Source organism: Kaistia terrae (genome assembly GCF_026344005.1).
Classification (GTDB): domain Bacteria; phylum Pseudomonadota; class Alphaproteobacteria; order Rhizobiales; family Kaistiaceae; genus Kaistia; species Kaistia terrae.
This window is the reverse complement of sequence record NZ_JAPKNH010000008.1, coordinates 1-11,439: the sequence shown is the minus strand read 5'-3', so window position 1 is coordinate 11,439 and position 11,439 is coordinate 1. Positions and strand designations below refer to the sequence as shown.

The following is an 11,439-nucleotide window of genomic DNA, read 5'->3' as shown; positions in this document are numbered from 1 at the left end:
GCAGTGCTGCTATGGTCCGGCGGGAGGGGAAGGGCAAACGCATGGCATTGCACCGCAAAAAGAGATGACTGGATCTATTGCGGCACAGCATATATACATTCATCGATGTATGTAAAGGAAATCTGCTAAGTGAGACGTACAAAATCTCAGTCTGAGGAAACTCGGCAACGCATCCTGGATGCCGCGGAAGTCGTTTTCATCGAGATCGGGGTCTCGAAGGCGTCGCTGGATCGGATCGCGGCAGAGGCCGGCGTGACCCGGGGCGCGATCTATTGGCATTTCGCCAACAAGCAGGAGCTACTGACGGCAATTTTCGCGCGGGTTTACGACCTGCACGTGGCTGTTCTGGCGCGCAGCTTCGAGGATGCGGTCGATCCGTTGCAGGTGGTGCTCGACTGGGCGCTCAACGTGATCGAACTGTTCGGAACCGATGAGCACACGCGCATGGTCTATAAGATCATCGTGACGCGCTGCGAGTATCTCAGCGAGATGCAGGAGGCATTCACCCTGCAGCGATCCATGCACGACACGATGGTTGAGAATTTCCGTCGCGCCTTCGAGCGGGCCGAGCAGGCAGGCCTCCTGGCCGAAGGTTGGACCGCGGCCACGGCCTCTACGACGCTGCATTGCTTCATGTCGGGTCTGCTCGACAATTGGCTTCGCTATGATTTCAACGCCGATGTCGCCAAAAACCTGCGGGCAGCGCTGCTGTGCCTGGTGGCCGGTTTCCGCCGTAATGTCGCCGTTCCGGTCCCGTCCGAGCGCGAGGCTCGGTCGCAATTGGCCTAGCCGAGGACGAGCCTGCCGAGGGCCCACCACAGCACGATGCTGGCCGCGATGAGGCCGGCGTAGACGAGCGTCCGTGCAATGGCCCTTGGGGCGTCCTTCAAGCGGACTGGATTGGCGTCGCGCCCCTTTGCTTTCGTGGCGTCCCCGGGGCTGTCGGGCATCTTGCTGCTCATGGGCGGAGAATTCCGGGCGGACTACAGGGCGCTCTATTCTGTATTGGAAAAAGCTCTCCGCAGGCGATTCGCGAACAAGCTCCGTAGAAGGATAAATGTACTATCTCTTGGCGCGAAGCATTGTCTTTAGCGCCCTGAGGTTTGCATGGCATTCAGGCTCGGCCGTCTGGCCGCTGACCGCAAAGCGTTCAGGATGAACGCAGAAGCGACTGGTAAATCGCCTCGTGGCGGACAGAGCTGGCTGAGCGCAAAAAGTGGTCTTCGACCCGACGCCGCCCCTCTGTGACCATGCGCCTGCGAAGCGCGTCATTTCCCAGAATTTCGCGAATGGCTTTCGCGTAGGCCATCGCGTCGAACCCGTCGATCAACCGGCCATTGACGCCGTCGATCACCACTTCATCCGTACCGCGAATGTTCGAGGCAATGACCGGCAAGCCGCAATAGAGCGCTTCGATTGGCGCGATCGGCAGTCCTTCCCAGAGCGAGGGCATCACCAGGAGCTTGGCCGAAAGGAAGGCGCTCAGGACCTCTTCGCGAGGCAATGCGCCCGTAAAGGAGATGCTATCGCTCTCCGGGCTGGCGGCAATTCGTGCTTTTAGCGCTTCTTCGAGTTCGCCTCCGCAGATCATTCGCAGTCGAATGCCGGAACCATGCAGCGCCTCCATGATCTCGACCATGAAGAGCGGGTTCTTCTGCGGATGGGCGCGCCCGGCAAATATCAGATCGAAGTACTCGCTCGAGGGCACTATCGCTTTGAAATCAGAGGGATCGATGCCGTTGACCACGATTGAACCCTTCCGACTGTCGCGGGGAAGGATGCGTTCACGGACAGCCTGTTCCCGGTCGCCCTCGGAGACGAAGATCACGGCATCGGCGCGCGTTGCGATGTGGCGCTCTGCCAATCTTCCGAGTTGGCGCAGCGGGAACGATTTCCGGGTGTGGTGAAAGCCATGCACGGTGTAGGCGAGCCGCGTCCCATTGCGGAGTTTCCTGGAGCAGAAGGGGAGGGCAGCCCGTGCGCCATGGGCATGCACCAGGTCGGGCCGGAATTCGTCGATGTGATGGGCCAGTCGGCTAGTGACGCGGAAATCGAGCCGCGACGTGAAGAAGTCGATGGGGAAAATGGTGATGCCGTCGCGCGCCGCCTGTTGCTCCACCCGCGAACCGGGAGCCGTTATCAGCGCGACGTCCCAGCTTCCCTCAGCACGGAGATCCGAACAGAGGCCCAGTACAGCCGTGCCGCCGCCGCCAGAGCTGCCATCCGGCAAGATTTGCAGGATACGGCGGGGACTAGCAGGCATGCGAGGGATCTGCCCCTGGAAGGGCAATGGATCGCGCTGGTTTCCAGCCGACCTGCTGCTCCAGCCTCTCGGCAATTCCGCCCCAGTCGAGCTTTTCCGCATAGAGGCTTCCGGCATGGGAAAAGGTTTCCCATGCATCAAGGATGGATTGGGCAGCGTCTGCCAAAGAGGCCGGCAGGGGTTCGGCAACGAGGCCACAGCCGGCTTCACGAACCACCTCCTTCGTGCCGTTGCCGGGATAGGCCGCCGTCAAAACCGGCAGGCCGCTTGCCATCGCTTCCGCAACGACGCGCGGAAAGCCTTCTCTTTGGCTGGTGAGGACCAAGAGATCGCTCTGCGCCAGAAGCTGGGCCTTTTCCGCGTCGCTGACCGGTCCCAGGAGCGCGATGTCGGCCGCAAATGGCGATGCCGCGACCGTCCGGCGCAGGTCGGGCATTGTCGGACCCTCGCCGGCGATCGTCAGCCCGCCGGGATAGCCGCGTCGTTTCAGGACGTCGAAGCACCTGACGAGCAAGGGCAGGTTCTTGTGTTCAACGATCCGGCCGAGTGAGAGAACGCCGCTCCGACGATCTTGCGGCGCGGCGCCATAGTCGCCCAGTCGCAGGCCGCTCGGCATTGTGAAGATCGGGCGGCCGGACGTCCGCCGGATCTCGCTCGCGACGCCATCGCTGATCGCCGCGTTGTGTGTGACGAGGCGGGGAAGCCATTTCTGCAAAGCGCCATAGAAGCGGCCTTCGCGGATTTCGCACCAGTGCAGCACCGAGCGCCGACGCAGGTCGCGGGGCAGGGTGACGGCATGCAACAGCGGCCACTGATTGAGCACGACCAAGTCGTATTCGCCCAGCTGGAGACGGAGTCGGGTCCAGGCCGCATAGCGGAAAATCGAAGGCCAGGCCCGCTTCATCCAGGCCTTGGCCGGCGTCTTGTAGTGAGGGTCCGAGGGAAAGCGATGGATGGTGATGTTGTGCACGATCTCCCGCGCCGGCAATCCCGCCGCATGGCCGACGCAAAAGACTTCGACGGAGTGACCGTGCTCGACGAGCGCCCGGCCGAGGCCTTCGAAGAAGAGTTCCTGGCCCCCGATACTGGGCGGATAGAGTTCGGTGAGAAGCGCGATCCGCATCATGTTGCCACGACCGGCCCGGCCGCAGGCCCAAACAGCCGAGGGCTGAAGTCGGGATGATGCCAGAGATCGCGCACCGCTTCCTGGATCGACCATGTCGGCCGCCAGCCGAAGCGCTCGCTGATCCGGTCGATGTCGGCAGCTAGAAAAGGGCGATCAACCAACCGCGTACGCGCCGGATCCTGGATGACGCGAAAATCGAAGCCTGCGGCCTGCCGCATGTGGTCGAGCATCTCGGCGACGGAGTGCTGGTGCGATGTGCCGAGATTGACCGCCAGCATCTCGCCTGGCGCCACGTCGCCCCGGAGAGCCAGTGCGGCAAACCCGGCGGCGGCGTCCTCGACATGGATGTAGTCGCGCTTCGGCCAGAGATTACCGAGCCGGACTTCGCGATCTCCGGTCCTTAGTTGCATCGCCACTTCGGGCAGGAGATGGGGGTTGGTCTCGCCGGAGCCCACGACGTTGAACAGGCGGGCCGCAACACCAGCAATCCCTCTTGCGCCGGCAAAATGCCGCAGAAATTGCTCCGCCTGCAGCTTGGTCAGCCCGTAGATGTCGCTGGGCGCTAGTGCAGATACATCTTCCCTATGCGGTGCTTCGTCGGGGCGGTAGACCGCGCCGCTGCTGGCCAGCACGAAGCGGCACCCGGCGGGCGCCGCCGTCAGCAGATTGACGGTGCCGGCCACGTTGACCGCGAGGGCTGTTGCCGGGTCGCGCTCGCAATGCGGGATGAAGTGGATCGCTGCGAGGTGAATCAGGATTTCGGGAGCGAAGCGCGCGATCGTCTGCGCGACGGCAAGCGTGTCGCGCACATCGCCCTCGACCAGTTGTATCCGCCCGAGTTCCGCTGGCGTGAAACGATCCCTCCCGAAGGTGAGGGCGTCGAAGACGAGAACCTCATGCTCGGCGGAAAGAAGGCGGACGAGCGCGCGCCCGACGAAACCAGAACCGCCGGTGATCAGGATTCGGCTGCGATGACCCGTCATCGGCACTGCCCCCCGGCGTCGCGAGGTCGCCCGCAGGCTTCGAGCGGCGTCTCGCGGTGCTAAAGCTGGTTCGTATCGTCACTTCGATGGAAGGATGCCTTGTTCCTCATTCCTATGTGCGTAGATTGGAATGAGAATTTTGTATTAATGCAATATAGTCGCAATACGTCGTTTGTATCCATCCAAATTATTTTCGATTTTATTCAGTTTCCCTTGCGGAATTTTGGGTATGGTCCGACGCTGCCCGAGCCCTGGATTGAGGTGGCGCAGATTTTCCGAAGGTGGTGTGTTGGGCTGAGCTAGCCGGCCAGGCTGTCGAGGTAACGCGCAACGAGACGCTCAATGCCTGCCTGGTCGTCCGCATCGAAGCGACCGGCGCGCGGGCTGTCGAGATCGAGAACGCCCAGTACTTTGCCATCGCGGATCAACGGCACAACCAGCTCTGATTGGGACGCGGCATCGCAGGCGATGTGGCCGGGAAACGCGTGAACGTCGGCAACAAGGATGGTTTCGCGTCGAGCCACCGCCGTGCCGCAGACACCTTTGCCGATCGGAATGCGGACGCAGGCGGGCTTGCCCTGGAACGGGCCGACGACGAGAACGTCCTTGCCCTCCGGCAGGAAATAGAAGCCGGCCCAGTTCAATTCTGGCATTGCCATGAACAGCAGCGCCGACATGTTGGCGGCATTGGCAACGGCGTCATGCTCGCCTTCAAACAGCGACGCCAGTTGCTGATCGAGCTCCCGGTAGAAGACGGGCTTGTTGTCGGTGGGGGCAATGGGCGTCGTATCGAACATCGGGGGGCTCCTGTCTCTCGCCGGATCGTCACGCCTGGCGATCGCCGGCCACACCCTATAGGCCGCCCCATCGGCCCCTGTCCATTTCAGCCGTCTTCCGTGGCGGACGTCAGGCCGATACCGCAACAGCCCTCACGACGAAGGCTGTCTTGCCTTCGAATTCCCGTTCGATGATTGGTCGTATCATCTCTCCTGCTTTATCCAACTCCGTGATACAGGCGCTTTCGCTGCTCAGCAGGGCCTGGAATGGGCGGCAATGGCTGCTCCTGCATCGCGCCAATGTGGACGCGATCGTCTGCGGCAACGATGTGATGACGATCGGCGCCCAACCGCACGGTGCTGAGGCGGCAGGTTACTACCTTCCGCGCGCAGTCGGTATAAAATCCATAAAAATCAGTTAGTTAATGGCGGAGGGAGCGTCCGCCTCCGCCATATCCGGGATTATCCGGGAACATCCGGGATTCCGTGAGTAACCCTCATTTTTCGGCCCTTCCATTGTCCAGAATGTTCCGGTAATGTTCTGCTGCTTCTGTCATTCGGTGGGGGAAGGAATGGGGGAATGGATTGGTGCACCCTAGTAGTCGGCGACCCGAGAAGGCTCTGACGGCGTTGCTGGTCCGCACCGCGCAAGAGCCTGGCAAGTATTTCGACGGGCAGGGGCTCTATCTTCGGGTGGAGCCGAACGGGTCACGGTTCTGGGTCCAGCGCATCACCATCCGGGGAAAGAGGTGCGAACTAGGACTCGGGTCTCCGTCCCTCGTATCGTTGGCCGAAGCGCGAACCATAGCGCTCGACAACCGCAAGCTTGCCCGCGCGGGCGGCGACCCGCTGGCGAGCAAGCGGGAAGCCGCTGCAGTCCTTTCTTTCGAGGATGCCGCCCGCAAGGTGCATGAGATGCATTCGCCAACATGGAAGAATTCCAAGCATGCGGCACAGTTCATTTCGACACTTGAGACATACGCATTTCCGAGGCTGGGCCGGCTGAAGGTTCCTGAGGTGACGACGGCGGATGTACTGGCGGTGTTAAGTCCCATCTGGGTGGAGAAAGCCGAAACGGCGCGGCGAGTTCGCCAGCGTATCGGCACAGTTATGAAGTGGGCGATTGCTCAGGGCTGGCGTCAGGACAACCCTGCGGAGAACATCGCGCGGGCATTGCCGAAGGCCGAGACGGCGAAGGCGAACCGGAAGGCGCTGCCATATGCCGAGGTGGCCGGCTGTATCGAGGCGGTGAAGGCATCGGGTGCGGGGCTCGCGACAAAGGCGGCGCTGGAGTTGCTGGTGCTGACCGCGTCTCGGTCGGGGGAAGTGCGGTTGGCAGCGTGGAGTGAGTTCGATCTGAAGGCGAAAGTTTGGGAAATCCCGGCCGAGCGCATGAAGATGAAGAGGCTGCATCGCGTCCCACTATCCAGCCGTGCGCTTGCGCTGCTCGATCAGGCCAAGGCGCTTGACGATGGGTCTGGCTTGGTATTCCCCGGCACGAAAGCAGGAAAACCCCTCTCCGATATGACCCTTTCCAAACTGGTCAAGGAATTGGGCTTTCCTGTCGACGTTCACGGCTTTCGGACATCGTTCCGCACTTGGGCGCAAGAGCGGACAACATTCCCGCGCGAGGTCGCCGAGGCGGCGCTTGCCCATGCGGTCGGCGATGCTGTTGAACAAGCCTATGCGCGGTCTGACGTGTTCGAGAAGCGACGGAAGATGATGGACGCCTGGGCAAGCTTTTTGGCCGAGCGCGGCAACAACAATGTTGTGAGGATTGGGGCATGATTTCGGTTGAGGGATACAGCCCGCTAACGGAGTTTTACGCGGCTGCTCAGAGATCAATTCGGCTAAGACTTCAGCAGAAGCGCCAGAAATTGGAGCAGGATGGGGGCTGGAGGGCCGTAACTGGCCATCAGTCAAATGTACCTATCGCGGCAAAGTTTCTCGTCTATGACCTGTTTTTCAGATGTACGACCGGGGTGGCTGGCCAAGGTGTATTTATGCTTAGCGCGGATGGGACGCGCGCGAAGCTTGACCCAAGACTCTTGGAGCCCGCAGAAGAGACAAAGGAAGACCCGAGAGAAGACCTCAATGCACCGAAAGACGCCCCGAATGAAGCCCCGAAGGAAGTCGATGCTTCATTCTCGAAAGCCCGGGTGGAATTCTTCGGCGGGCGATGGGCGGCCGCAGGCGCGGGCATTTTCGGGCTGAAATCTCTTCGTTCCGAATATTGGCATTCCGCATTTCTAACAACTAAGGTTTTCCAGCCGAGAGAACGCCGCCTCATTCCGAGCGTCCGTGACATCACCCGCTACACGCCAATCGTGGATTGGCAGACTTCGACGATATCGCTCGCTGAGCTTCGACTGTTCGCGAAGTCAATGAGTTTGATCTACGAGGCAAATGCGGGGTTTGCTGCCCTTGGAATCGAGATGGGCAGCCGCAGTTTCGCGCGGGGAGTGGACACCCGTATCGGGTCCGCTGCGTCAATTCTGGAGATGATGAGCCCTTACGAGGGGCGCACTGTGATGGCGCCGTCCGAATGGATTGACGAATTCTTTGCCGATCTGCGCCCCCAAAGTATTGAAAAGCAAGCGAGGCAGGAAGACCGGGCGCCCAAGGACATGATCGTTGAGCTTTATCGCAGCAGCGCATCAATGACGCGGGACGAGATTAAGGAAGCACTTTTCCCCGAAATGTCAGCTCGTCAATTCGACCGCCATTGGAAACAAGCGACTGATGCCGCGCCCGAATTGAAGAGGCCGGGCCGTCGCTCAGCGAAATCCTAACGCCGTATCGATACGGTATTTTAATCGTGCAGACTATTTGATCAGCACGCCTTTCGGCAACTTCTCGACAGTGTCCAACGCCTGCCGAAAGGAACCGACATGGTTGAGAAGCATCTGAGACTGCCCGCCGTCATCGACGCGACTGGCCTAAGCCGCAGCACCATCTACGACAAGATGAAGGATGGCACGTTCCCGCGCCCGGTGAACTTGTCGAAGCGTGCGATTGCTTGGCCGGAGAGCATCATCGGCCAGTGGCTGTCTAGCCGCGTCCAGCGCGCCGCCTAAGAAAAAGCCCCGCCGCAATGGACGGGGCCGTAGGCTATCAGTTTCGCTTGTTCAGCATAGCCTCGACCGTCCTCTGGCGCAAAGCCGCAGAGGTTCAGTCATGACAATTGTCGTCCGAATACAGACACCGCCCAAACGAGGGCCGGCGCCATTCCCAAGCCCTGAAACGAGAAAAGCCGTGGCTGGTTGCACAGCGCACGGCCCTTCGAAAATCGATCATCTTGCAGAGCTGATCGGCGCGGAAGCTACCCCTTCCTCTTCACTCCATCAAGCCAGCCGTCGCTTGCAGAAGCGTTTCGGGCTGTCGGAATCAATCGCGACGGTCACGGCCATCAGCGCCGGCCTCGCCATGCGTGAGGTGCGCTAGTGAGCAATGTCACCAAACTTGAGATCCGCGTCGGCGGGCACGACGGCCGCATCCTGGTCCTGAAGGGCCGTGTCGCTTGGATGGTGGACCGCCTGATCAAGGCCGGGCCACGAGGCACAACCAGCATTGAGAGCCCGGCGCCCAGGATTAGCCACTATGTGTTTAAAGCCAGGGAAGCCGGCTTGAACATAGAGACCGTGGATGAGCCGCATGATGGCGCTTTCAGCGGACGGCACGGCCGCTACTTCCTTCGGTCCACGGTCGAGGTGCTGAGCCTTGAGGTCGCGGCATGAGCAACGTCGTCGCCTTCCCCCAAGCCGAGCCAGAGCAGCGGCACATTCTTATCGAGGCTGGCACTATCGCCGGCCCGTCCACCGATCCGAGCCTGGCCAGTAGCCACTACTTCGTCAGCATGGTCACGGGCGAGGACCATACCCGCATCTGGGAAGGCCGGTCGCGAGCGGACGCTGTGCGCATCGCCGGCCTCTGGACCAACTGGACGGTCATCGACGCGACCAAGCTTGGGGGTACAGCATGAGCATGACAAAGCTCGGCCACATCCCATCGCCCTATGGCGTTCCTATCGCTGTCTATCGGGACAAAGGCGGCGGCGAGGACGAGTTCCACCACGAACTCGACGGCTGCATGACCATGGCCGGCATCCACGGTAAGCACAACCGCGAACGCTGCGAAAAGGTCCTTGGCGAGGCGATGGGCAGGGGCGGCGTTCCCTTCCAGATATTCCTCGACCATGGGGGGCAGAAGGTTCCCCATGTCGCCATCCCGCGCCCCGAGCAGCCGGCCTATACCAACATGCCGAAGACACACGGCATTGAAGAGCCGCTGGAGAATTGGGTGACGCTCGCTCTGGATCATCCCTCATGGGACCGGCGAGCGGCGGCGTTCCTGCCCGTCCTCGAACACGCCATGGAAAGCACGAAGTCGTGGCAGGCCCCGCCCGAGGTTGCGGCGGCCGGGCTTTCGATGCTGCTGACTGCGGCTATCGAACACCTCGCGGAGGCCGAAATCGATTGTCTCGAAGCGGCGGCCTTCTACGCCGTATCGGCACATGACGATTGGCGCGTCGCCGGCATCGAATGGCTGAAGCCGGTTAGTGCTACCTGGTTCTGGGACTGGCAGAACGCCCGCCCGACCTACCGCACCTTTGCTGCAGCGTGCAGGAGCTTCTATGGCGACCTGCCCGAGTGGGTCGGCGGTGCGCATGAGTAACGCCATTTTCAACGCGCGCGACAAGAGCCGCACCTCGGGCGGCAAGACGTTCAACATGGTGCGGAAGCATACAAGCCCGCCGCGCAAAAGTGACGGTTTCGACAAGGGGGTAGATAGCAGCCGTAATTGGGCCTGGCTGACTATCGAGATAATGGAGTCCGTCGCCTTCCGATCATTGAGCGGGAACGCGACTAAGGCGTTCTTCCGCGTGGTTATAGAACACACGATGCATAGCGGGCTGAAGAACGGCAAGCTGGTGGTAACCCATGGCCAGTTTTCGGACTACGGCGTCACTGGGGAATACGTCGCCGATGCCATCGATGAGCTTGAGTACAAGGGCCTGATCAAGATCGATCGCGGGCGCGCCGGTATCGGCACCCCGCACGCGAACGTATTCAGGATTACTTATCTCGGCGACTTCGAGGGGGCGGCGCCAACCGGCGAGTGGCGCCGCTGCTCTCCCGAAAGGTGCAAGCAGTGGTCGGAGGTCGACCGAAAGAAGGCGGCCACCATACGCGGCAAGGTCGGTCGCAAAAAGAAAACCCCACTTCGGGATTCCGAAATATTGCCGCTTCGGAACTCCGAAATATTAAAGGCGTCTTGACCATGAGGGCGCCGGGAAACCCGCAGAAACCAAGGGTTCTAATATTTCGGGATTCCGAAATCCTATATAGATATTGGTGCGAGGCACGCCATGCGCGAAGCTAACGACCTTCCGCTGTTCCGTTGGACGCCCCCGACTGCACGCGTCATCGCCTTCCCGACCGAGCGTCGCATCGGCAAGATCCGCCGCGTGGTCGATGTGCTGTCCGGCCGGTCCGGCAAGGGTGCCGAGGTCTACTGGACCAAGACGGTTTCCGACATGACCCGACAGATGACTGCGGCTGGGATCGACGCCGCCGAAATCGACCGCGAGATCCAGGCGTTCACTGAATCCGTTCAGCGCGCCCTCTACGGCCATACCCTTCATGACCTTCGGCCGGACGGGGACGCAGCATGATCGATGCGACAGTCATCAGCAGCAGTAGTTGCCCAGCCGGATCCGCAAAACGGAGCAATATCGTGACAGAGCGAACCCCAGTGATCCATCAGCAGGACCGAACGGATATTGAGCCGGGTCTGGATGGTGGCGTGAATATCAGCCAGCGGTGGTCGTCTGATGGCAGTGACCACAGGATAGGTATCGTCGGTCGCGCCAATCTTCTCGCCCTCATCGCGGGGCTCCAACAGCTTGCGGAGGTTCCGCATGACTAATGCGCAAATCCAGACCGCCAGCGGAATCGATGCGCTTCCCCATCACGAGTTGACGCTCGCCGAGGGGGCATCGTTCGATTATGCGAGCATCGACCTAGAAGACGCCCAGCGCCTTCGTGGAGCCGCCGCTCAGATCCGTTCCTGGCGGAAAACGACCATCCGCTACATGATCGGCACCGGGGTCAATCTGCTCGCCGCCAAGGAATTGCTGGGCCACGGCAGATTCACCGCCTGGCTGGCCGCCGAGTTCGGCTGGACGGATCGCACCGCTCGGAACTACATGCAGGCGGCCGAGGCGTTCGAAACCAAAACGGAAATCATTTCCGATTTGCCTGCGACGGTCGTCTACCAGCTCGCATCACC

Annotated in this window: 17 protein-coding genes; 12 read left to right on the top strand and 5 right to left on the bottom strand. The window is 61.1% G+C overall.

The window, feature by feature from the left end; all coding sequences use genetic code 11:
- Window positions 1–129: 129 nt before the first annotated feature.
- Window positions 130–789 (top strand): TetR family transcriptional regulator, encoded by a 660-nt coding sequence (locus tag OSH12_RS19815; protein ID WP_266345350.1) that lies wholly within the window; start codon window positions 130–132, stop codon window positions 787–789.
- Here OSH12_RS19815 and OSH12_RS19810 read toward each other — a convergent pair.
- The 5 genes from OSH12_RS19810 to OSH12_RS19790 all read right to left on the bottom strand — a co-directional run bounded on the left by OSH12_RS19810 (window position 786) and on the right by OSH12_RS19790 (window position 5,169).
- Window positions 786–962 (bottom strand): hypothetical protein, encoded by a 177-nt coding sequence (locus tag OSH12_RS19810; RefSeq protein WP_266345349.1) that lies wholly within the window; start codon window positions 960–962, stop codon window positions 786–788. The two genes, OSH12_RS19815 and OSH12_RS19810, sit on opposite strands and share 4 nt — an antisense overlap.
- A 188-nt stretch (window positions 963–1,150) precedes the next feature.
- Window positions 1,151–2,263 (bottom strand): glycosyltransferase family 4 protein, encoded by a 1,113-nt coding sequence (locus OSH12_RS19805; RefSeq protein WP_266345493.1) that lies wholly within the window; start codon window positions 2,261–2,263, stop codon window positions 1,151–1,153.
- Complete coding sequence (locus OSH12_RS19800; protein WP_266345348.1) at window positions 2,253–3,389, bottom strand: glycosyltransferase family 4 protein; 1,137 nt, start codon at window positions 3,387–3,389, stop codon at window positions 2,253–2,255. Before OSH12_RS19800 ends, OSH12_RS19805 begins: the two co-directional genes overlap by 11 nt.
- Window positions 3,386–4,372 carry an NAD-dependent epimerase/dehydratase family protein gene (locus OSH12_RS19795; protein WP_266345347.1) on the bottom strand — a complete coding sequence of 329 codons (987 nt, stop codon included), beginning with the start codon at window positions 4,370–4,372 and terminating at the stop codon, window positions 3,386–3,388. Before OSH12_RS19795 ends, OSH12_RS19800 begins: the two co-directional genes overlap by 4 nt.
- 299 nt (window positions 4,373–4,671) lie before the next feature.
- Window positions 4,672–5,169: a GAF domain-containing protein gene (locus tag OSH12_RS19790; protein WP_266345346.1), complete on the bottom strand. Its 498-nt coding sequence runs from the start codon at window positions 5,167–5,169 to the stop codon at window positions 4,672–4,674.
- Between the two features lie 170 nt (window positions 5,170–5,339).
- On the opposite strand from OSH12_RS19790, the gene OSH12_RS19785 reads away from it, so the two are divergent.
- The 11 genes from OSH12_RS19785 to OSH12_RS19735 all read left to right on the top strand — a co-directional run.
- Window positions 5,340–5,570 carry a hypothetical protein gene (locus tag OSH12_RS19785; RefSeq protein WP_266345345.1) on the top strand — a complete coding sequence of 77 codons (231 nt, stop codon included), beginning with the start codon at window positions 5,340–5,342 and terminating at the stop codon, window positions 5,568–5,570.
- A gap of 208 nt (window positions 5,571–5,778) precedes the next feature.
- Window positions 5,779–6,936: a tyrosine-type recombinase/integrase gene (locus OSH12_RS19780; protein WP_266345344.1), complete on the top strand. Its 1,158-nt coding sequence runs from the start codon at window positions 5,779–5,781 to the stop codon at window positions 6,934–6,936.
- Window positions 6,933–7,940 carry a hypothetical protein gene (locus OSH12_RS19775; RefSeq protein WP_266345343.1) on the top strand — a complete coding sequence of 336 codons (1,008 nt, stop codon included), beginning with the start codon at window positions 6,933–6,935 and terminating at the stop codon, window positions 7,938–7,940. Before OSH12_RS19780 ends, OSH12_RS19775 begins: the two co-directional genes overlap by 4 nt.
- Window positions 7,941–8,039: 99 nt before the next feature.
- Window positions 8,040–8,225, top strand: a complete 186-nt coding sequence (locus OSH12_RS19770; RefSeq protein WP_266330495.1) for a helix-turn-helix transcriptional regulator — start codon at window positions 8,040–8,042, stop codon at window positions 8,223–8,225.
- Window positions 8,226–8,591: 366 nt separating this feature from the next.
- A complete protein-coding gene (locus tag OSH12_RS19765) occupies window positions 8,592–8,885 on the top strand; it encodes a winged helix domain-containing protein (protein WP_266345342.1) in 294 nt (97 codons plus the stop codon).
- Window positions 8,882–9,130 (top strand): hypothetical protein, encoded by a 249-nt coding sequence (locus OSH12_RS19760; protein WP_266345341.1) that lies wholly within the window; start codon window positions 8,882–8,884, stop codon window positions 9,128–9,130. The genes OSH12_RS19765 and OSH12_RS19760 overlap by 4 nt, the downstream gene beginning before the upstream one ends.
- Window positions 9,127–9,822 carry a hypothetical protein gene (locus OSH12_RS19755; RefSeq protein WP_266345340.1) on the top strand — a complete coding sequence of 232 codons (696 nt, stop codon included), beginning with the start codon at window positions 9,127–9,129 and terminating at the stop codon, window positions 9,820–9,822. Before OSH12_RS19760 ends, OSH12_RS19755 begins: the two co-directional genes overlap by 4 nt.
- Complete coding sequence (locus OSH12_RS19750; protein WP_266345339.1) at window positions 9,815–10,426, top strand: hypothetical protein; 612 nt, start codon at window positions 9,815–9,817, stop codon at window positions 10,424–10,426. Before OSH12_RS19755 ends, OSH12_RS19750 begins: the two co-directional genes overlap by 8 nt.
- Before the next feature lie 90 nt (window positions 10,427–10,516).
- Window positions 10,517–10,822, top strand: coding sequence for a DUF6074 family protein (locus tag OSH12_RS19745; protein ID WP_266345338.1), 306 nt, complete (start codon window positions 10,517–10,519; stop codon window positions 10,820–10,822).
- Window positions 10,819–11,076, top strand: a complete 258-nt coding sequence (locus tag OSH12_RS19740; protein WP_266345337.1) for a hypothetical protein — start codon at window positions 10,819–10,821, stop codon at window positions 11,074–11,076. The genes OSH12_RS19745 and OSH12_RS19740 overlap by 4 nt, the downstream gene beginning before the upstream one ends.
- Window positions 11,069–11,439: DUF3102 domain-containing protein (locus tag OSH12_RS19735; RefSeq protein WP_266345336.1), on the top strand; the 371-nt coding region annotated here is incomplete at its 3' end. The genes OSH12_RS19740 and OSH12_RS19735, both read left to right, overlap by 8 nt.